Origin of the sequence: Streptomyces herbicida (assembly GCF_032656585.1) — a bacterium.
GTDB classification, from domain to species: domain Bacteria; phylum Actinomycetota; class Actinomycetes; order Streptomycetales; family Streptomycetaceae; genus Streptomyces; species Streptomyces herbicida.
In genome coordinates this window covers 270,762-292,150 of sequence record NZ_JAUYWJ010000006.1, presented here as the reverse complement: position 1 = coordinate 292,150, position 21,389 = coordinate 270,762, and the positions used below count along the sequence as shown (strand labels likewise).

The following is a 21,389-nucleotide window of genomic DNA, read 5'->3' as shown; positions in this document are numbered from 1 at the left end:
CGAATTGCGTCGGCTTCGCCTTCCCCTGGGCCGGAGACGGCGAAACCACCCCACCTGGGTGGAGCGGCGGCCTGTCAGACTGATCGTGGGCTGTGAGCACGAGCCTCACGGAGCTCCTTGTTCCGCAACCTGCTCCCATTCCGCCGGGGGTCGTGAGTAGCACGTCAGCCGACGCCGGCGCCGACGTCGGCTGACGGATCCAACCCCTCTCATGGGGTGCCCATCGTGGCAGCCCGTCCTTGTGCGACCGGCACGAGGCCAACACGCTCCATGGGTTGGGCAACCACTCCCCCGGAGAGGACAGGCGGCCCACCGTTGGATGTAACCGTTATCCGTCCTGGTGGCATATGGCAGCAACAGGTGACAGTGCTCCAACACCCGAATGGCGTACTTCGTATGATGGAATATTCGTTCACGTGTGCCCTGGACGGATGACAAGCTCATGCCCCCGGAGGGGTTGGGCGCCAAGGCCGTGCAATGAGTAGCCCCCACCCCCGAAACGCCAACTCTTTGATGAGCCAGTTCGAATGAGCAGCGGGCGAACTCGCCGTGCTCGGACAGGCTACTGCGAATCCCCACTCAGCGGTGACGTTTCAGCAAGCCACAGTAAAGCAGCAGATCGGCCGACAGTGTGCCCGTCGGGCCGCTCGACGAGGCACTGAGTCCGGCAACAACGTGCACTGAAGTTACCGTCGCCGCCTGCAGCATCCGACGATGTCGTGCCATCCCGCAAGACTCCGGCCGGTCCGGTGAGTCGACTCCAACTTGGCTGTTCAACAGCCGACTTCAGTCATTCCCTGCACGCCAGGACAATGGCGCCCACCAGGCTCAGCACACACTCCTGTCGGAGCCGTGGATGTGGTTTCACGTGGATCACACATCATGCCGTACTCCGATCGAGTGATGCGGGGACCGCTCCTCTTGAGGTATCACTCGTCCGTGCTGCATTACTGGATTACGAACCGGCGGGTTGCCCATCCCTTTCCGGGGACGTGACTGCTACCCGTTCCGGTCGTCACTCCCAGCACGCGAAGTGCGCGGCGATCAGGTCGAGTTCTCGTTCCCGATGCAGGACGTCCCCTGAAACACATGGGGTTCCACTCCCGTCGGCGTCGTTGCCCATGAGCGCGATGTCATCTTTCCAAGGGAGTGCCATCATGATTCGTTCTCGTCTTGCCGCCGCCACCGTTACCGCTGCCCTAGCGGCCGGCGCCGTGGTGGGCATTGCCCCCCTGGCCATGGCGACGCCTGCCGCGGCTGCCTCACCGTGCGTCAACGATCTGGAGGCGGCGCAAGCGTCCAACAACGCGGCCATCGCTGCCGACCAGGCCAACGACACCACCACCGCCCGCACCCACAACCTGTCCACCGCCACCTCCCTGGTCGCAGCGATGGGCGACTGCCTCGGCCAGCCGCAGGTCGTGGTGGCCAACATCCTCACGGCTTCCGCGACCAACGCGAGCGCCATCGTCCACAACTGGATCGGAGCCTCGAGTTCGGCCCTGAGCTCCGAGCAGGCAACCGCTTCCGCGATCGACCAGGCGCTGGCCAACGCGAGCTGACCAGCACATACAGGCGGGCACCTGAGCAAGGGCCCGCTGCCTCCCGCCCCGGCGTACGCCGGGCTTGACACCCCCCGGACCGACGCGCCCCCGGTCCGGGGGGCCGTAAAAGCCGAGCATTCACCATCGCCGCGTCGGCGACGGTGAATGCTCGGTCCGACCCGGTGACAAGGGTTTGTCATTCGCGCCGTCTCCGCGCCCACGCGGTGTGCCGCAGTATTGCCAACGCACGCGCTCGGCATGAGAGGCGATGGCTCCATTCCTCACCTGGCGAGGTCGTCATGCTGGTTGTCGCCTTTCTCAATTCTCTGGGCCGAGCCTGTCTCCTGGCGTCCCGATTGCTGCTTCCCGCGCGTGCCTGCTCTCCGCCCGCAGTCCAGAGCGCAAAGTCGCCGCAAGCGGACGGAGTTGACCCAACACCCAGTGACGCAGGGCGTATCCAAGGAAAACACAGGGCATGACCGGGTGAGCATCCGTCCCCTGCCCGTCACACCGATACCGGAGCCGGACGTGCCGAACTCTATGCGGGTCATTCTTTCCGGGGGTCCGGAGTGGGTTCCCCTTCCCGCGGTATGGGAAGTCGAGTCCCTCGAAGTCGAACCCAAAGTGAAGATCCTGTGCGGGAATGCCTATGAACACTTCGAGTTCTCGGGCTCGTACTCCGCACGGGAAGGCGAGCAAATGCCCGTCTACCGCTGGTGCCGCCGCACTTTTGTGGCCGAATAATTCATCGCGTTCCTGAAGGAGAAACGCCATGATCAATCCACTGTCATCTGCGAGTCACTCGTGAGCCGCCGGACCGGGACACGGGCCCGGGACGCCGTAGTCACCGGAATCGGGCTGTGTCTTCCGGGGACGGAGTCGGCGGTGTTCACGGCGGACGACCTCTGGCACATCGCCTCTTCCGGAACGTCCTGCCTCGTCAAGAAAGGCGTCTACTACGGCAGCGTCGACCTGTCGAAAGACACCTTCGAAGAACGTGTCCCCGGCGTTCCCGAGTTCTTTTCACGCCACTACACGGACGCCCACCGCTTCGGACTGGTGTCACTGTCTCAGGCATGCACGGATGCCGGCCTCGATGTCCAGCGCGATCTCGAAGAGGCCGCCATCCTGGTGGGCCGTGGCGGGGTGGATGCCAACATCGACAGCTATCTCGCCGTGCTGAGAGCCGATCCGGTGACATATCCCGTCGCTGAGGCATTGGAGATGTTCGTCGCCGCGGAGCAGGCCGTCACCCCCTCGGACGTCGCGCTGGTCCAGGGCGCGCTCACTCGGTCGAGGGGTGCCAACTTCACCGTGTCGTGCGGCTGCGCGTCCTCGGCCCTGCAGATCGGCCTCGCCCAGCGCCTGATCGCCGCGGGCGAGATCGACATCGCCGTGGTGACCGGGGTCGATGTCTTCAGCGTCACGCTCATCCGCAACATCCAGCGCCTGCTGAGCGGAGCCCAGCAGACCTACGACGCCATGCGATCCCAGGACATGCCGAGCCTCCTGCCGTCGTTCGACGCTCTGATGCGTCCCTATGACCGGCGAGCCGACTGCATCAACCACGGGGAAGGGGCCGCGACCGTCATCATCGAAAGCCGGGAGCACGCCTTCGGACGGGATGCGCGCCTCTACGGCCAGGTCCTGTCGCAGGCCACCACCCGCGACGGGCTTGCCAATCCACTTGCCTGCGACGAGACGGGGAAGGCACTGGTGTCCGCGGTGCGCCGATGCCTCGGTGACACCTGGGAGATCGCCCAAGTGCCCTACCTCCACGGGGGCAGCGACGGGAACGTCGTGGTCACGACCTTCGAGGCGAATGCGGTCCGTGAGCTGTACGGCCCTGCGTCCCACGACCTCCTCATGTCCTCACAGGAGGGCTGCTTCGGCCACAACGGCGCACCGGCGGGCTGTCTCGGGGTGGCTCTGACCCTGCTGATGATGAACCACGGCCAGGTGTGTCCGACGGCCAACTGCGAGGAGCCGGCGGACTGTCTGACCTTCGATCCGGTTCCGGGGACCGCGCCCCGCCCCCTCGACTTCGACTACGCCCTCAGCTTCAACTACCAGGTCGGGGGCGTCAAAAGCGCGATTCTGCTGGGAAGCCCCGACGTCTGAGCCACCTCCGAGGCTCGACCGGCTCCTCGCTCCGGGGTCGCCCCCTCACCCTCGCTGCCCGCCCCGCCTACCGCGCGGCCTGCCACGCGGCACACCTCCTTCTCCCCGAGCAGCACCCGTTCTCACCTCTCCTATGGACGACAAGGAGACTCCCGTGGCCAACGACAAGCATCGCTCGCGCCTCCCGTACGCGCCCATCGCCGTCATCGGTATGGGCTGCCGACTCCCCGGAGACGCCGACTCCCCGGCCGCCTTGTGGCGCCTGTTGGTCGAGGGCCGGGAAGCGGTGGGCGCTCCGCCTCCCGGCCGCGAGATGGCCGGCCCAGGGGAGGGAGCGCCGACCGACCCACAACCCGTCTTCCAAAGGGGCGGGTACCTGAAGGACGTCTCCCGGTTCGACGCCGACTTCTTCGGAGTCGCCGGGCGCGAGGCCGACGTACTCGACCCCCAGCACCGGCTCCTGCTGGAGGTTGTCTGGGAGGCCCTCGAACATGCCGGGCTGCCTCCCGATCGGCTCGCCGGCTCCCCCACAGGCATTTTCACGGGCCTGAGCTACAACGACTACATGGACCAGCTGGCCGGCCAACCCCAGGAACTCGAGGGCTCCATCCTGACGAACGGTCACTGTGTCGCCGCCGGCCGCGTCTCCTATCTCCTCGGCCTGCACGGCCCCAGCATCGCCCTCGACACCGCGTGCTCGTCCTCCCTGGTCGCCTTCCACCTGGCCTGCTCCGCGCTCCGACGCGAGGAGTGCGACCTCGCCCTGGCCGCCGGCGTCACGCTCATGCTCGCCCCACGCATCACCCGGTCCTTCGCCAGGATGGGCATGCTGTCCCCGACCGGGCGCTGCCACACCTTCGATGCCGCCGCGGACGGCTTCGTGCGCGGCGAGGGGTGCGGCGTCGTCGTGCTCAAGCGTCTGGCCGAGGCCCGCAGGGACGGAGACCGCATTCTCGCCGTCGTACGCGGGTCGGCCGTGAACCAGGACGGCCGCTCCGACGGCCTCGCCGCCCCGTCCCCCACCGCCCAGCAGGCTCTCTACCGCACGGCACTCGCCCGGGCCGGGGTCGAACCGGCCCACCTCTCACTGATCGAGGCCCACGGCACCGGCACCCCCGTGGGTGACCCGGTGGAGTTCGCCAGCCTGGCGGCCGTGTACGGCAACGGTCTGTCTCCCTGCGCTCTGGGCTCGGTCAAGACCAACCTCGGCCACCTGGAGCCCGCCGCAGGCATCACCGGGCTGATCAAGACCGTCCTGTGTCTTCAGCGCGGGATCATCCCTCCCAACCTCCACTTCAGCCACTGGAATCCGGCCATCCACGCCGACGCGACCCGCTTCTTCGTCCCCCTCGAAGCCACGCCATGGCCGAAGAAGCAGCCGGTCAGGCTGGCCGCCGTCTCCTCGTTCGGCTTCTCCGGCACCAACGCCCACGTCATCCTGCAGGAGCCGCCGCAGTCCACCCGCCGCGCCGGGCTGACCGCCCCCCGCCGGCCCCGGACGGCACCACCCGAGGTGTTGTTGGTGGCGGCGGGATCCCACCGGGCGCTGCCAACCGCCGCCCGCCGCCTGGCCAACTGGCTGGCAACGGACGGCGGCGACGTCCCGCTGCGGGATGTCGCGCACACGCTGGCCCTGCGCCGCAGCCCCGGCCGAGGGCGTCTCGCGGTCATCGCCCACTCCCGCAGTGAAACCATCGATGCGTTACGGCTGTTCGTCGGCGGAACGCCGGATCCGGCCCTCATTGCCGGCACAACCGATGTCACCGCCCCCCGCCGGCCGGTATTCGTGTTCTCCGGCCAAGGCTCCCAATGGCCCGGCATGGGACGCGAACTCCTCACCCAGAACGAGGCCTTCGGCAAGGCTCTGTCCGCCGTCGACGCCCTCGTCCGCAGCGAGGCGGGCTTCTCCGTCCTGGACCTGATCCGGGCCGGCGAACCCATCTCCGGATGCCCGCAGATCCAACCGGCGATCTTCTCCCTGCAGATCGCCCTGGCCGCTGCCTGGAAGGCCCACGGCGTCCAACCCGCCGCCGTCATCGGCCACTCCATGGGAGAAGCCGCGGCCGCGGTCGTGGCCGGAGCCCTCACCCTCGCCGACGGCGTCCGCGTCATCTGCCGTCGCTCGGCACTGCTCAAGCGGATCGCCGGGACGGGAGCGATGGCCAGCGTCAGCCTGGACCAGACCTCGGTGGAGGCCGCCCTGGCCCACGCCGGGGCCGACGCCGTGTCCGTCGCGGTCCTGGCCGCACCCGACACCACCATCGTCTCCGGCGACGCCGACCAGATCCACCAGCTGATCAGCAGATGGGAGCAGCACGGAATCCGCGCCGTTCCCATCGCGGTCGACGTCGCCTCGCACAGTTCTCACGTCGACCCGCTCCTGACCGATCTGCACCAGGCCCTGTCGGGCCTGGCCCCCCGCCCGCCGCAGATTCCCTTCTACTCCACCGTGACCGAGGACCCGCGCCGCACCCCCCTCCTCGGCGCCGCCTACTGGTGCGACAACCTGCGCCGACCCGTCCGCTTCCACCCCACCGTGGCTGCGGCCGCCCTGGACCGGCACCAGATCTACATCGAAGTCTCGCCCCACCCCGTGGTCACCCAGTCGCTCACCGAAAGCCTGGCCCAACTGGTCCCCGACGCGTTGGTTCTGCCCACGTTGCGTCGCGCACAGGACGAGGCCACCACCTTCCGAACCCAGCTCGCAGCCCTCCACTGCAACGGCGGCACCGTCGACTGGACCCCCTTGTACGGCGATGGGGGCCTGACCGACGCTCCCACCATCACCTTCGACCGCGCGCGCCACTGGGCCGCCGGCCGGGCGCCGTCCACCAACACGGGCTCCTTGCCCGGCCGGCACACCGAAGTTCCCGGTGACCAGATCCGCCACACCTGGCGCGCCACCGCTCCGGCCCGCCACCTGCCCTGGCTCAAGGACCACCGCGTCCACGACACCTGCGTCCTGCCCGGCGCCGGCTTCTGCGCCCTGCTCCACACCACGGCCCGCACCGCGCTCGGTGGTGGCCCCGCCACACACATCCACCTGAGCGGCATCTCCTTCCATGACCTGCTTCGCCTGCATGACGACACCGACCTGAGCACCACCGTCACCCTCGCGACCGGAGAGCAGGCCCACTGCGAGATCCACTCCCGCACCACGGACGGCTCCTGGCAGTTGCACGCGTCAGCCGTCGCCCGCCACGACCTCTCGTCCCACATCGCCCGCGCCGCATCCGTCCCCGACCTCGACCGCAAGCACCCCGTCGCCCTCACCCCCGCCGGGCTCTACGCCAGGCTGCGCGCCTGCGGACTCGAACACGGCCCGGCCTTCACCGGCATCACCACTCTGCACACCACAAAGCGGCAGGACAGCTTCTGGGCCCGCATCGAGCTGCCGCCCACCGCCCGCACCCCCGAACCCGGCCTGAGCATCCATCCCGTCCTCCTCGACCTGTGTCTGCAAGTGCTGGTCGCCGGAGCCGGCCACGAGACCCCACCCGCACCGATCCTGCCGGTCCAGATCCGCAGCCTGCGGATTCTCGGCGACCCTGCGCAGGCCGCACACGCCCACGCGCGGATCACGGAGAACGGCGACACGACGCTCGCCGGAGACGTCCGCGTCCTGGACACCCACGGCCGGCCGGTCATCGCCCTCGACGGTGTGCGTTTCATCCGCCGCGCACGTGCCGAAGGCGCCCCCGTCGATCACTGGTTCATGGAGCATGGCTGGCACCGCGTCCCGCGTCCCCGCACCGACCCGGCCGCTCCGCCCGGGAACTGGCTCGTCGTCGGCGAGGGCGACGGCGAGGCCGAACGCCTGGCCGCACTCCTGCGCGCCGCCGGCGCCCGGTCCGAGGTGCGAGACCTCCCCCTGAGCGCGGACGGGCTCACCTCACTGGCCGACACCTACCGCCAGTACCTGGCCGCCGGACCAGACTCCTGGCGCGGCGTCGTCCTGCTGTGCGGCACACCCGCAGTCCACGACGCCGACCCCACCCACGGGGCACAGCAACGGGCCCGGCGCCTGCTCGCCTTCGCCCAGGCCGCCGACGAGCACTGCGGAGCCGGGCGTCTGTACGCCGTCACTCGGCACGCCTACGCCGTCACCCCGAACGAGACCGGCCACCCCGCCCACGGCACTGTGCGCGGCGTAGCACGTGTCATGGCCGTCGAGCAGCCTCGTATGCGCCCCACTCTCGTCGACACCGACCCCAACGAACGGGGACTGCGCGCCCTGACCGCCGAACTCCTCGCCGACGCACCCGAAGACGAAGTCGCACTGCGTGGTGGCACTCGCTATGTTGCCCGCATCGACCGCGCTCCCGTCACGCCCGTCGAACGCACCGCCCGCAGCACCCGAACGGTCCGGTTCGGGCAGGACGGATTCCGGCTGCGCGTCGGAAAGCTCGGCGATCTCGACAGCCTCGAACTGGCCGCGACCGAGCGTCGCCGCCCCCGCAGAGGCGAGGTCCAAGTACGCGTCCAGGCCGCGGGCCTCAATTTCCGCGACGTCCTGACATCGCTCGGCATGCTCGGTTCGGAGCCGGTCACCCCCTACCGCATCGGCTTCGAGTTCGCGGGGGTGGTGAGTGAGGTCGGACCCGGCGTGGACCACGTCCGCCCCGGGGACACCGTGCTTGCCGTTCAGCTCGAGGGCGGCTCCTTCGCCTCCTTCGTCACCGTCCCCGCCACCGCTGTCGTCCGCGTGCCGCGAGCCTTCGCACCCGCCACGGCGGCGGGACTGCCCACGGCGTACCTCACCGCCTGGTACGCCCTACGGCGCGTCGCACGGCTCGCTCCCGGTGAACGGGTACTGATCCACTCCGCCACCGGAGGCACCGGTCGCGCCGCGATCGCGGTCGCCCGCCTCCTGGGCGCGGATGTCCTGGCGACCGCCGGCACGAGGGAGAAGCGGCGCCACCTGCGCGGTATGGGCATCCGCTGCGTCATGGACTCCCGCACGCTGGACTTCGCCGAACAGACCCGCCAGGCCACCGACGGCCAAGGAGTCGACGTCGTCCTCAACTCCCTGGCCGGCCCCGCCGTCCGCGCCGGGCTCGAGAGCCTGCGCCCGTTCGGCCGCTTCGTCGAGCTCGGCGTACGCGACATCATGGCCGACGCCGCCCTCAGACTGGCCCCGCTGCGCCACAACATCACCTTCAGCACCGTCGACCTCATCGAACTGCAGCAGCGGCGCCCGGAGTTGTGCGCCGCGGTACTGCGCGAGGTCATGAGCCACATTGCCGCGGGACGGCTCAAACCGCTTCTGTGCACCGAGTATCCGCTGGAGCGCGCAGCCGACGCCTTTCACCTGATGGCCCGTGCCGGTCACAACGGCAAGATCGTGCTGACGGTCCCCGACCGGGGAGAGGCCACGGCTGTCCTGCCCGACGGCCCGTCCGTCGTACGCCCCGACGGCGCCTACGTCATCACCGGAGGCCTGGGAGGTCTGGGACTGGCCACCGCAGGCTGGCTGGCCCAGCAGGGGGCGGGCCGCATCGTGCTCAATGGCCGCCGGCCCCCCTCGGTCGATACCGCGCGCGCCGTCAGCGACCTGAACACCGACACCAGGGTCGTTCTCGGCGACATCTCCCGGGAGGGCACCGCCGAACAGCTCGTAGAGGCCGCCATCGCGGGCGGTGTCCCGTTGCGCGGAATCCTGCACTGCGCCATGGTCCTCGACGACGCCGCACTGACCACCACCCGGGACGACCAGCTCAATCGGGTGTGGGCCCCGAAGGTCACCGGCGCCTGGAACCTTCATCGGGCCACGGCGAACCAGCCATTGGACTGGTTCGTCCTGTACTCCTCGATGAGTTCGCTGCTGGGCAACGCCGGACAGGCAACGTACGCGGCGGCCAATGCCTGGCTCGACGCCTTCGCCACCTGGCGCACCCGCAAGGGCCTGCCCACACTTGCCGTCGACTGGGGTCCCTGGGGTGAAACGGGGCAGGCCGTCGACTTCGCCGATCGCGGTTACGAGACGATTCCCACCCGCAAGGGCCTGGCGGCGCTTCACTCCCTCCTCACCCACCGACGGGTCCAGACCGGCGTGATTCCGGGGCCGCCCCAAACCTGGATCCCCCGCGCGGCCGCGGCTTCCAGCCTGTTCGCCCGCCTCGCGCCGGACGGCGTCCAGGGCCGGGAGGAGTCCAAGACCAGCGGCTCGGACATCCACGCCCGCCTCGAAGCCCTCCCCCTGGGCATCGCCCGCCAGACCGCCCTGGAGAGCTACCTCGCCGACCACATCCGCGCGATCCTGCGCACGGGCAGCACCACGCTGGACCCGCACACCCCGCTCAAATCCCTCGGGTTCGACTCATTGCTGGCCACCGAACTCCGCATCCGTCTCGACACCGACCTCGCGGTCCGCCTCGCAAGCAACTTCATCTGGCAACACCCCACCGTCGCCTCCCTGGCCACGGCCCTGATGGTTCACATGGGCCTGGCGCCGCAGGAGGATCCGTCTCCTTCCGACGGCTAGTTCTGCCTGTTCAGGCGTGAGCGTCAAGCATTGGACGGACCTCGCGCAGCAGTACGGCCTCGCCCACCTACGGACGGGGCTGTCTGCTCGGCCGCTTCACATGGCCCTCTCGAGCCCGTCGAGGATCAGGTCGAGTCCGAATTCGAACTCGTCGCTGTAGTGGTAACCGGGGCGCAGCACGTGCTCGGCGGTCAGCTCGGCCAAGTGCGGGTACTGGTCGGCCGCCGCTTGCGACAAGATGGACTGCGCCAACTGCGCGGTCTCGTCGGGTGTATCGAAGGGCAGGCCGCGTTCCTGCAGGGCGAACCCGTAGATGTAGCTGTCGAGGGCCGAGTACGCGTGCGCGGTCAGCGCAACGGAGAACCCGGCCTTGCGGAGGCACCCGAGGACGGCGTCGTGATGCCGCAAGGATGCCGGACCGGGTGAGGTCCGTGACTCCATCAGACCGATCGCCCAGCGATGGCGGGACAAGACCTGGCGAACCGAGATCGCCCGCTGACGCATCGCCGTTTTCCAGTCCTCCTCGTCGGACGGCAGATCGATCTCGCTGAACACCAGGTCGATCATGCCGTCGAGGAGATCTTCCTTGTTGGCCACGTGCGTGTACAGCGACATCGCCTCTACCTCGACGGCCTCGCCCAGCTTGCGCATGGTGAGCGCCTCGAGTCCGCTCTCATCGGCCAGGGAGACGGCCGACTGCAGCACCTTCTGGCGGCTGAGCGGGATGCGGGGCGTTCGATCGCGCGCGGTCCGGGGGGGCATTGGTCTCCTTTCGCCGAAGGTGTTGACAACCTTACGGGGTAAGGGTGAACCTTACTGCGTAAGGATGGCCTTACGTCGTAAGGATCGCCGTAGGGACCTGTACCGAACTGGAGCATCGAGATGCACCGCAACCAGCTCGACCCCCCGACACGGCCGGCCGTCATGGCCCGCCCGGAGGGAAAGACCATGAAGTCGATCGTCCAGGACCGGTACGGCCCCGCTCCCGAGGACGTCCTCCGGCTCGCGGAGACCGACAGGCCCACGATTCGGCGTGACGAGGTCCTGGTGAAGGTGCACGCGGCCAGCGTGGACCGGGGCACCTGGCATGTGATGGCCGGCCTGCCCTATCCCATCCGATTGGCGGGGTTCGGCCTCCGTCGGCCGAAGTACGCCAACCCGGGCCGCGCTCTGGCCGGAACGGTCCAAGCCGTCGGCGCCGACGTGACCGGCGTCGAGCCGGGAGACGAAGTGTTCGGCATCGGCAGCAGCTCGTTCGCCGAGTACGCGCGCTCCCGCGCCGACAAGCTCGCCCCCAAGCCGACGAACCTCTCCTTCGGCCAGGCGGCTGCGGTACCCATCTCCGGACTCACCGCTCTCCAGGCCGTTCGCGACCAGGCACGAGTGGGGCCGGGCCAGAAGGTGCTGATCGTGGGCGCGTCGGGCGGCGTGGGTACCTTCGCCGTGCAAATCGCCAAGGCCTACGGAGCCGAAGTGACGGCGGTGTGCAGCACCTCGAAGACCACCCTGGTCAGCGCGCTCGGCGCGGATCAGGTCATCGACTACACCCGAGCGGACGTCGATGACGGCACCATCCGTTACGACGTCATCCTGGACATCGCAGGCAACCGCCGGCTGTCACATCTCCGCCGCGCCCTCGCCCCGAGGGGACGGCTCGTGATCGTCGGCAGCGAGACCGACGGACGTTGGCTCGGGGGCATGGACCGCCAGCTCCGGGCTCAACTGCTGTCTCCGTTCATCGGCCAGACGCTGGGCACCTTCATCGCGTCGGAGAACAGCCAAGACCTGATCACCATCCGCGAGCTCATCGAGTCGGGCAAGGTCACACCTGCCATCGACGGGACCTACCCGATCAGCGACGTCTCCGCCGCCATCCACCACATGCTGAACGGGCGGGCTCGCGGCAAGCTCGTCATCAGCGTCCAGCCCACCTGATAGGCGACCGGATCGGCGACCGCACCCGGGATGCTGACGGGGGCCCCTGGCGCTGGCGGGCGCATGCGCCGACGGGAGGATGGGCGTCGTGCCCACCGTGATGGTCGAGATTCACGTGCCCTTGTCGCCGACACCGAACCTGCCGGACGGCGCCTACCCGTATCCCTGGATCCAGGCGGTCGAGGACTTCCTGGCCGATCTCGAGGACCAAGGCGAGGTAGAGGTCTTTCGATGACGGAGAGGAGGACGCGGACGCCTACGTCTTCTTCGTCACTGGAGCCGCTGAAGAGGATCTTCTGGCGGTGGCGTCTCGCGTCGCCATGCTGCCCGGAGTCCCTGCGGGGACCTTCGCGGTCCTGAGCCACGACGAGGCCGAGGAGTTCGGACTGGGGCCTGCGTGAGCGGCTCAGAATGCCGCTCACGCGGGGGTTCATGGATGGACGCGCCCGAGTTCAGCTCTCGGACCCGCCGATGTTGACCATCCAGGGGATCCCGAAGCGGTCCGTGCACATGCCGAACACGTCGCCCCACATCTGCTTCTCCAGGGGAACGGACACGGAGCCGCCTGCGGACAGCTTCTCCCAGTAGCCGCGCAGCTCGGCGTCGTCGTCGCCACTCAGGCTCACCGCGAAGTTGTCGCCAATGGTGCGCTCCATACCGGGCGGGGTGTCGGCACCCATCAGGGTGAAGCCACTCGGGGTCTCCAGCATGCCGTGCATGATCTTGTCGGCACCGGCAGCGTCCGGTTGGCCGAAATCACCGAAGACGTTCAGGTCCAGGGTGCCGCCGAAGATCTCCTTGTAGAACTCCATCGCCTGCCGGGCGTCGCCGTTGAAGCTGAGATAGGGGTTGAGCCGTGAGGTCATGAGAACCTCCCTGAACGGGACAAATGGCCTGATACGGCCAGGCTAGCGCGGGCACGGGCCTATGACCCGCTGTCGGCTACGAAGTTTTTGCGATCCCCCGGAAACCGCATTGGCCACCTCCCACCTGCGTGAAGTCCGTTTTGCTCGCCCCCGCGGCCACCCGGTAACGCCGAGTTCACCCTGCTTCCCTTCCTCGAAGTTCTACGCGCGCGCTGTCATGCACGCGCTCGCCATTTCCTCGGGTGAGCATCAACTCGCCCAGGAGGCACACATGTTGTGGAAGGTCCTCGGCCGCGCTGCTGCCGCCCTCACTGCCGGGGCAGCCATACTCGCCACCGCCGTCCCCGCGGACGCCGCGAGCTACTCCGCCTTCACTTTCTCTCGCAGCGGCGGGCAACCCACCATCTACGACTTCGTCAACTCGGCCACGGCTTCCCTCGACATGACCATGTACGAGCTGGAGGACACCACAGCCGTCAACGACCTCATAGCCCTGAAGAACAGGGGCGTCACCGAGCGGGTGATCCTGGACCGCCAGCACCAGACCGCCAACAGCTCGGCGCACACGGCCCTGACGAACGCGGGCGTGGGGGTGAAGTGGTCGTCCTCCACCTTCGTCTACACCCATCAGAAGACCATCACCGTGGACGGCGTCAAGTCGCTGGTTCTCACCGGCAACCTCACCTCCCAGTACTACGCGACCAGCCGTGACTACGGCGTGTTCGACAACGACACCCGAGACGTCGCCTCGATCGAGAAGGTCTTCAACGCGGACTATGCCGGCTCGGCGATCACCCCGACCGACGGCGACCATCTGCTCTGGTCCCCCACGGACTCCCGCAACCGACTGCTGTCCGTCATCAACGCCGCCACCGCCTCGCTCGACGTCGAGGAGCTGGAGCTGAGCGACAGCGCCGTGGTCAACGCGATCGTGGCGAGGGTGAAGGCCGGTGTCGCCGTGCGGGTCGTGGTGGAGAACCCCTCCAGCTACGCCAGTGCGGTGTCAGCGATCGATGCGGCCGGCGGCACCGTCGTCGGATACTCCGACCCCAACGGCTTCTACATCCACGCCAAGGCAATGGTCGCCGACTACGGCCGGTCCACCCAGCAGGCGGAGGCCGGTTCCATGAACATCAGCAGCAATTCGCTGAACAACAACCGTGAACTGGGCCTGATCCTCACGGGCACCGGGGTTGCCAACGCCGTGGTCACCACCATCGAGACCACCTTCAACAGCGACTACGCAGGCGGCACCGCCGCTTAGGGATCGTGCGGTGGCGTGGTCCCCGGGCACCTCCCCCAGGTGCCCGGGGACCACGCCGCTAGAGCGTGCGCTCCAGTCGCTCGGCCACCAGCTTCACGAAACGCGCGGGCTCCTTCGGCTGGCCACCCTCCGCGAGCAGCGCCAGTCCGTGCAACAGCACGGCGGTTTCCACGAGTTCGGCGTGCTCCTCGCGCTCCTTGTACGCCTGGTTCAGGCCCTGCACGAGCAGGTGAGCGGGGTTCAATTCGAGGATCCGCTTCGCCGTCGGCACATCCTGGCCCATCGCCCGGTACATGTTCTCCAGTGCCGGAGTGAGGTCGTGTGCCTCGGAGACGACACAGGCCGGGGAGACGGTGAGCCGGGTCGAGAGGCGTACATCCTTCACGTCCTCCCCCAGCTGCTCCTTCATCCAGCCGAGCAGACCGGCGTACGCCTCGGCCTGCTTCTCCCGCTCGCCGTCGGCCTGTTCGCCGTCCTGGGCGTCGAGATCGATCTCACCCTTGGCGACGGACCGCAGCCGCTTGCCCTCGAACTCCCCCACCGCATCGGCCCACACCTCGTCGACCGGGTCGGTGAGCAGCAGGACCTCGACGCCCCGGGCCCGGAAGGCCTCCATGTGCGGGGAGTTCTCGATGCTCTGCCGGGACTCACCGGTCATGTAGTAGATGTCGTCCTGGCCGTCCTTCATCCGCTCCACGTACTGCTGGAGCGTCGTCGCCTCGTCCTCGGCATGTGTGCTCGCGAAGGACGCGACGGCGAGCAGCGCGTCACGGTTGTCGGGGTCGCCGAGCAGCCCCTCCTTCAGGACGGCGCCGAACTCCCGCCAGAACGTTGCATACTTGTCGGCGTCGTTGGCCTTCATCTCCTTGACGGAGGAGAGCACCTTCTTGGTCAGCCGACGCTGGATCAACCGGATGTGCCGGTCCTGCTGGAGGATTTCGCGGGAGACGTTCAGCGAGAGGTCGTGCGCGTCGACCACGCCCTTGACGAAGCGGAGGTACGGCGGCAGCAGCGCCTCGCAGTCGTCCATGATCAGTACGCGCTTGACGTACAGCTGCAGGCCGCGCCGGAAGTCCCGGGTGAACAGGTCGTGCGGTGCGTGCGCCGGGAGGAACAGCAGTGCCTGGTATTCGAAGGTGCCCTCCGCCTGCAGGCGGATCGTCTCCAGCGGGTCGCGCCAGTCGTGGCTGACATGCTTGTACAGCTCGTGGTACTCGTCGTCGGACACCTCGTCGCGCGCGCGTGCCCACAGCGCCTTCATCGAGTTCAGCGTCTCGGGATCGGGGGTGCCCTCGCCGTCGGCCGCCCCCGGAACGAGCCGGATCGGCCAGGTGATGAAGTCGGAGTACCGCTTGACGATCTCCTTGACCGTCCAGACGGACGTGTAGTCGTGCAGCTGGTTCTCGGGGTCGGCCGGCTTGAGGTGGAGCGTCACGGCAGTACCCTGCGGCGCGTCGTCGGCGGCCTCCAGGGTGTAGGTGCCCTCGCCGCGCGACGTCCAGCGAGTGCCGCTGCTCTCCCCGGCCCGCCGGGTGACCAGGGTCATCTCGTCGGCCACCATGAAGCCGGAGTAGAAGCCGACGCCGAACTGTCCGATGAGTTTCTCGGCTCCAGCCGCGTCCTGGGCTTCCTTCAGCTCCTCGAGGAAGGCAGCCGTGCCCGAGTTGGCGATGGTGCCGATGAGCTGCCCGACCTCGTCGTACGACATCCCGATGCCGTTGTCCCGCACGGTGAGCGTACGGGCTTCCTGATCGATCTCGATTTCGACGTGCAGGTCGGACGTGTCGGCGTCGAGGCTGTGGTCCCGCAACGCGGCCAGGCGCAGCTTGTCGAGCGCGTCGGAGGCGTTGGAGACGAGCTCCCGCAGGAAGACATCCTTGTTCGAGTAGACCGAGTGGATCATCAACTGGAGCAGCTGACGGGCCTCAACCTGGAACTCAAACGTTTCGGTCGGCATGCTCGCGTGTCCCTCACAGGTACCTAGGTCGCCGGAAACTGGTGAGAGTCACTGTAAATCACCAAGTCAGCGTGGCATCACCGTTGTTCGACGACGGACGGCACCGCCCGCGGCACGAACGGTCATTACCGGCCACGCGTGCGACGGGGATCCGAGCCACCCGAGCCTGGGTGTGTCCGCTCTCCGGTCACACCCAGGAACATCGTGTCGTCCGGCCGACACCCCGCCGGGGGCCGGTGAGGACGTGTTAGGGCGCGGCCGCCTTGTTGAAGCCCTTGTCGAGGTAGGGGTACTGGTCCACGACGAAGCCGTCGTGGACCAGGCGGGCGATGCCGCCCTGGTCCCGCCAGACCTCCTCGGAGGAGCCGAAGGAGAATCCGCCGAACTCCTGGTGGGTCTCGTTGGTGTAGATCCGGTAGCGCTGGCCTGGCTGGATGACAGTCCCCGGGGGGAAGGTGTAGCTGTGCCCGGTGGTCTTGCACTCCACAATCCAGCCGGTCAGATCCTGGGGCGCGCCGCCCTTGTTGAGGATCTCGACGTATTCGTCGGGCTGACCCGGGCCGCTGCCCAGGTAGCGCAGGTCGGAGATGATCACGTCCGGCTCGTCGACGGTGAACATACAGACGACCTCGGCGAAGTTGACTCCGCCTTCAGGGCTGCGGAACTGCTGGACGATCTGGCCGTTGCGCTTGAATCCGCTCAGGACCGCCTTGTACTGCTTCCCGTCGATCGTGACGGGCTGGGGGTGGACGAAGGACTGCAGGTCGACCAGATCGTCGTCGGCCGAGCCGCCGGTGCTGTTGGGTGTCTCGTAGTGATGGAACGTGAAGTCGAGGTCGGTTGTGGTGCCGTCCTCGAACATGACGTTGATGGCGAGTTTCACGTCGAACTGATTCGGGCTGACGTGGATGGGGAAGTTGCGGTGCACGAACGTACCGATGACGAACTCGGAGCCGTCGGGCTGGATGTCCGCGGCCGAACCACGGAACTGATACCCGCTCTGGTTGCCGCTGGTGCCCCATCTGATGTCCGGGGTGCCCGCCCCCGTGACCTGGGAAGGGTCCAGGGTCGTGGACGGGAAGACGCCGGAGGTGACGACGGTGTTCATGATGTCCGATTCCTGCTCTCTCAGTCCTCGTCCTCGATGACCTCGGCCTTGAGCTTGGCCGGGGGCGCGGTGCCGATCTGGGCCACGCCGTCGGTGTGGCGGGCGGGCTTGGCGCCGTCGACGGCTTCCAGGCCACAGGTGTAGACGATGAGGTCCTTGTCCTCGTCGTTGGTGTTGAGGTGCACGTGGTAGGTGAAGGTCAGCGTGCGCCCGTCCGCGCTGACCTTGCCCTGGACGGGCGGCAGGTTACCCCCGGTGGTCTGGTTCATGCGCTTGTACTGGGCACCCACGATGCCGTTCCAGCGAAATCCGGTGGGGGCGGTGAAGACGTGCTCCCGTTCGCCGGCGTCGACGGTCTCCGTCCAGTTCGGTGTGCGGACGCAGATGTTGATGGTGGTGCCGAGGCCACCCGGGGCGTCCTCGACCCCGCCCTCCTGCCACACCACGAGGTCCAGTTTCTGCGCACGGCCCTGTTCGTAACCCCAGTCGTAGCCGTTCGCGTAGTGGTCCTTCTCGCCGCGTGTGCCGTCGCGCGGCGGGTCGGCGTACGGGCGGCCGGCGAGCGCGTCGGCACGGCCCTGTTCCTCTCCGCGTTTGTAGGCTTCCTTCTTCGCGGACTGCACGTCAGTGGTCATCTCCGAGTCCTCCTGGGGCCGTGATCGAACGTGCGGTGAAAGAAACGCCCTGGCGCGGCCACCCGGCCCGGCCCGCAGGCGGCAGGCAGGGGCGGGCACGGCATGCCGCGCGGTTCACGGAGCACGGGACGCCATGGGAGCGGTGTCCGGGGACGGAACGCAGGACGCCGCCAGGGGCTACGGCCGGGGCGTTGCGCAGGCAAACGGATGCCGGGCCGTCATCTGCCTCCATGGTTAGCCCAGGTCTGCGGGCGATATGCCGCCGTTCCCCCGTTTGAAATGAGGGATCGATTCTGCATCACTTGTTCGAGTGGAGCTGGGGCACACGGGGGCGCACGGAATGCAGAGCGCAGCAGCCCCGCGCCCGCTGAAGGCGTCGGCGCCCGCGACCGTGTGCCTCGGCCGGACCCCGCCGTCCGTCCCCGGCCGCCCGATCCCAGCCGCTCCTCCCCCGTGCGAGTGGAGGACTCGGTGCGCTGCTCTCACGGTTGTGGCCCGGCCGGTATTCAGGGGGTGTCAGCGACTGCTCGGAAAGGAGACCGACATGCGGGTGACGAGGCCGCGGAAGGCGAGAGGCGCCGAACGGGCACCACTGCGACGGTGCCGGGTGGTGACGGCGTGACGGCGAAGGCGGCGGCCCCGAAGCAGGAGCGGTGCTCCCCGGACGAGCAGGACCCACTGATCACCGTGGCGGGCAACGGCACTGCCGGTTTCTCCGGGGACGGCGGGCCGCCCGGACAGGCGCAGCTGGCCTTTCCCGCGGATGTGGCCGTGGGCCGAGGGGCCGTCTTCATCGCCGACCATGCCAACCACCGGGTCCGCCGGATCGACGGCTCCGGGGTGCTGACGACGGTGGCCGGAGACGGACTGCGGGGCTTCGCCGGGGACGGTGCGGACGCGGTGCGGGCCCGCCTTGGTTTCCCGGCCGCCCTCGCGGTCGACGCGGACGGGGGTGTGCTCATCGCCGATGCGATGAACCACCGGATCCGTCGGATCGACCCCTCGGGCGTCATCGACACCGTCGCGGGAGACGGCTCCCGCGGTGGCGACGGGGACGGCGGCCCAGCCGACCGCGCCCAGCTGGACGCCCCCTGCGCCCTGGCCGTGGACGGCGCCGGATCGCTGTACATCGGCGAAGCGGGCAGCCCCAGGGTGCGCAGAGTCGGCGGTGACGGCGCCATCAGCACGGTCGTCGCGGCAGCTGGGCGCTCGGGTGCGGCCGACGCGGGCGAGGCATTCCTGCCCGCAGGCCTGGCGGTCGACGCCTCGGGCAGGCTGTATATCGCCGACCCGGTGGGCCGTCGGGTGCTGCTGCTGGGCACGGACGGGACTCTTCGAGTGCTGGCGGGGCCGCCGGGCGGGAACGCCGACGCCACGGCAGTCGACTGGAACGCCCCGTGCGCCGTGGCGGTCGACAGCCGCGGGTTCGTGTACGTCGCCGACATGAATGGACATCGCGTTTGGCGGCTGGCCGACGGGGTGGCACGCGTCGTTGTGGGGCCGGACCCAGCGGTCGACGTGGCGGACGAGGCGGCAGAGCGAGCCATCGGCATCTCGCTGGCCTATCCGTGCGGCCTGGCCGTGGACCCGGCCGGACGACTGCTCGTGGCGGACAACTTCCACCACCGGATCGCCGCCCTGCCTCTCACCACCGCTGCCTCTCAGGTCGCCGAGCCGAAACCGGACCAGAACGCCACCGGGCCGGAACCGGGCAAGGGTCCTGAACCGGACCGCGCAGACGACAGCGCTCCGGACACAGACCGAGGCACCGCCGCGGAGACCGCCGCGCGGCTACTGGTACGCCAGGAAGTCGGGGTGGAAATCCCGCGCGGCGGCAGCGAGTTGATCCATGTGCGGGTCTCCTCCACGGATGCCTGGGCCCCCGGACGCGTGGAGCACCGCTTCACCGCTCCGACGGGGCTCTTCTTCGACGGCCGGGCGACATGCGCGTACTACCGCTTGGACGGCTCCGTGGTCGCGGCTCCGGAACCGACGGCGGCAGTGCGGGAGGACGGCGGGTCGCTGTCCGTGATGGACGAACCCCGGCTGAACACCCCCGGCAATCCGGCGGCGGCCCTGGTGTACACCCTCGGCGTCCGGGCCGGGACGGCTGCCCGGCCGGGCCGGTACACCGACGGACGAGCGGTGATCGCGGGCGAGCCGGAGGTCCGCCTGAGAGCAAGCGTTCTTGGAGACGACGAGGATTGAACGAGGCCTAGCGGAAGGTTCGCGCGCGTCCCGGAGCCGTCTGTGGCGGAGCTTCCGCCACAGACGGCTCTTTGCGATTCAAACCTCGAATAGGGAAGTGAACGTTTCTTTGCTCCCGGGTCACCCGCTCGAACGTCACGTGTTGTAATTGCAATGCCACGGTGCGTTAGCTTTCGGAACGTGTCCACGCCGATCCTCGCGAGACTCGGGCCCCCGGGCCCGTTCCCGCACACCCCCCTCACCCATCCACTCGACCGCAAGTGGCTGCACTACGCGTTCCTGTCCCGGTGCGGCCGACAAGCCCTGATCGCCAACCTGTCCGTCCTGGGCTCCTCCACCGGCGCGGTTTTCGCGGATCCGGGCGCTCCGGCGGCGGGACGGCGCAGCGGTACCGGCACGGCGGCCGAGGGCCAGCACATGGCGATCCTCCTGGTCTACGACAGGGATCGCGGCTGGAGTGCCACGCAGTTCAACGCCGACCAGCCGGAACTTCCCTGGTCCGCCTTCCGGTTACCACACGCGCACGGCGCGTCCGGCGCATTCCGGCTGGCGGCCCGGTCGACGGCGCCGGCGGCCGATGTACGGCTGACCCGGACGAGCAGGCCGTGCACCTCGCAGTGCGCGCCCTTCGGCGAGGACGAGCACCTGCGCTGGCAGTCGGAGCCCGGCATCCTGGGCGAGGGCACCCTGCGGCACGGCGATGGCACTGTCACGGAGACGGATCTGCTGGGCTATCACGAACGGGTGCGCGGCCGGTGGTCCTGGCCCACGCTGGGGGGCTGGGTGTTCGGCTTCGTCAACGACCCGTCCGGCCCCACCGGCGCCGCTCCGCCCTCCGCGGTGGTCTTCACCTTGATCCAGCCCGAGCATCCGGCGGACGCGGCCAACGGATCGGTGATGCTGTGGCGCGACGGACGCATGATCCGGCACTTTCCGCGCCGCAACCTGCGGGTCGCGGTCAGCGGCATCCTGGACCGCGACCGGGTGGTGATGGTGCCACCGCTCGCGGGCACGCTGGGCACCCCGCCGATGACAGCCGTCCCCGGCCGGCTGCTGATCACCGCCCGGCTCGGCGACGACCGTCTCGTCCTGGACTTCCGCTCACACACGGCGGGCCGGATCGCCAACCCGTCCGAGACGAGCCTGCACCCGTTCAGCGTCCACGAGACGCTCGGCCCGTGCACGGTGGAGGGCCGGGTCGGCGGGCACACCATCGGTTTTCACACCGAGGGCATCGTGGAGTTCGCCGGTGGTGCCCATGACTGAC

General features: G+C 68.7%; 14 protein-coding genes. 9 read left to right on the top strand and 5 right to left on the bottom strand.

All coding sequences use genetic code 11. From position 1 onward, the window contains the following. The first annotated feature begins 1,157 nt into the window (after positions 1–1,157). The 4 genes from Q8A52_RS15700 to Q8A52_RS15690 all read left to right on the top strand — a co-directional run bounded on the left by Q8A52_RS15700 (position 1,158) and on the right by Q8A52_RS15690 (position 10,149). Complete coding sequence (locus tag Q8A52_RS15700; protein ID WP_316752337.1) at positions 1,158–1,562, top strand: hypothetical protein; 405 nt, start codon at positions 1,158–1,160, stop codon at positions 1,560–1,562. A gap of 240 nt (positions 1,563–1,802) precedes the next feature. Further along, entirely contained in the window at positions 1,803–2,288 is a 486-nt protein-coding gene (locus Q8A52_RS49065) for a DUF5988 family protein (RefSeq protein WP_361612033.1), read from the top strand. A 108-nt stretch (positions 2,289–2,396) separates the two neighbouring features. Continuing rightward, positions 2,397–3,665, top strand: a complete 1,269-nt coding sequence (locus tag Q8A52_RS15695; protein ID WP_408649206.1) for a beta-ketoacyl synthase N-terminal-like domain-containing protein — start codon at positions 2,397–2,399, stop codon at positions 3,663–3,665. Between the two features lie 154 nt (positions 3,666–3,819). After that, positions 3,820–10,149, top strand: coding sequence for a type I polyketide synthase (locus Q8A52_RS15690; RefSeq protein WP_316752333.1), 6,330 nt, complete (start codon positions 3,820–3,822; stop codon positions 10,147–10,149). Positions 10,150–10,245: 96 nt separating this feature from the next. On the opposite strand, the gene Q8A52_RS15685 is transcribed toward Q8A52_RS15690, so the two are convergent. Continuing rightward, positions 10,246–10,854: a TetR/AcrR family transcriptional regulator C-terminal domain-containing protein gene (locus Q8A52_RS15685; RefSeq protein WP_316752331.1), complete on the bottom strand. Its 609-nt coding sequence runs from the start codon at positions 10,852–10,854 to the stop codon at positions 10,246–10,248. Between the two features lie 177 nt (positions 10,855–11,031). Between Q8A52_RS15685 and Q8A52_RS15680 the strand changes: the two genes are divergently transcribed. Together Q8A52_RS15680 and Q8A52_RS15675 are read left to right on the top strand one after the other, a co-directional pair. Next, positions 11,032–12,084 (top strand): NAD(P)-dependent alcohol dehydrogenase, encoded by a 1,053-nt coding sequence (locus tag Q8A52_RS15680; protein ID WP_316752329.1) that lies wholly within the window; start codon positions 11,032–11,034, stop codon positions 12,082–12,084. Between the two features lie 88 nt (positions 12,085–12,172). Next, on the top strand, positions 12,173–12,319 hold the full coding sequence (locus tag Q8A52_RS15675; RefSeq protein WP_316752327.1) for a hypothetical protein: 147 nt from the start codon (positions 12,173–12,175) through the stop codon (positions 12,317–12,319). 217 nt (positions 12,320–12,536) lie between these two features. Here the strand turns inward: Q8A52_RS15675 and Q8A52_RS15670 are convergent, their stop codons facing one another. Further along, a complete protein-coding gene (locus Q8A52_RS15670; RefSeq protein ID WP_316752325.1) occupies positions 12,537–12,950 on the bottom strand; it encodes a VOC family protein in 414 nt (137 codons plus the stop codon). Between the two features lie 271 nt (positions 12,951–13,221). Here Q8A52_RS15670 and Q8A52_RS15665 point away from each other — a divergent pair, with 271 nt between their 5' ends. After that, positions 13,222–14,214 carry a phospholipase D-like domain-containing protein gene (locus Q8A52_RS15665; protein ID WP_316752322.1) on the top strand — a complete coding sequence of 331 codons (993 nt, stop codon included), beginning with the start codon at positions 13,222–13,224 and terminating at the stop codon, positions 14,212–14,214. Positions 14,215–14,272: 58 nt separating this feature from the next. Here the strand turns inward: Q8A52_RS15665 and htpG are convergent, their stop codons facing one another. The 3 genes from htpG to Q8A52_RS15650 form a co-directional block, all read right to left on the bottom strand. Beyond that, on the bottom strand, positions 14,273–16,171 hold the full coding sequence (gene htpG, locus Q8A52_RS15660) for a molecular chaperone HtpG (protein WP_316752320.1): 1,899 nt from the start codon (positions 16,169–16,171) through the stop codon (positions 14,273–14,275). A gap of 247 nt (positions 16,172–16,418) precedes the next feature. Then, complete coding sequence (locus Q8A52_RS15655; protein ID WP_316752318.1) at positions 16,419–17,279, bottom strand: lamin tail domain-containing protein; 861 nt, start codon at positions 17,277–17,279, stop codon at positions 16,419–16,421. A gap of 20 nt (positions 17,280–17,299) precedes the next feature. Further along, the gene (locus tag Q8A52_RS15650) at positions 17,300–17,914 is read right to left on the bottom strand and encodes a hypothetical protein (RefSeq protein ID WP_316752317.1); all 615 of its coding nucleotides are present in this window, start codon (positions 17,912–17,914) and stop codon (positions 17,300–17,302) included. A gap of 618 nt (positions 17,915–18,532) precedes the next feature. Here Q8A52_RS15650 and Q8A52_RS15645 point away from each other — a divergent pair. After that, positions 18,533–20,122 carry an NHL repeat-containing protein gene (locus tag Q8A52_RS15645; RefSeq protein ID WP_316752314.1) on the top strand — a complete coding sequence of 530 codons (1,590 nt, stop codon included), beginning with the start codon at positions 18,533–18,535 and terminating at the stop codon, positions 20,120–20,122. A 180-nt stretch (positions 20,123–20,302) separates the two neighbouring features. Continuing rightward, complete coding sequence (locus Q8A52_RS15640; RefSeq protein ID WP_316752312.1) at positions 20,303–21,388, top strand: hypothetical protein; 1,086 nt, start codon at positions 20,303–20,305, stop codon at positions 21,386–21,388. Position 21,389 lies beyond the last annotated feature (1 nt).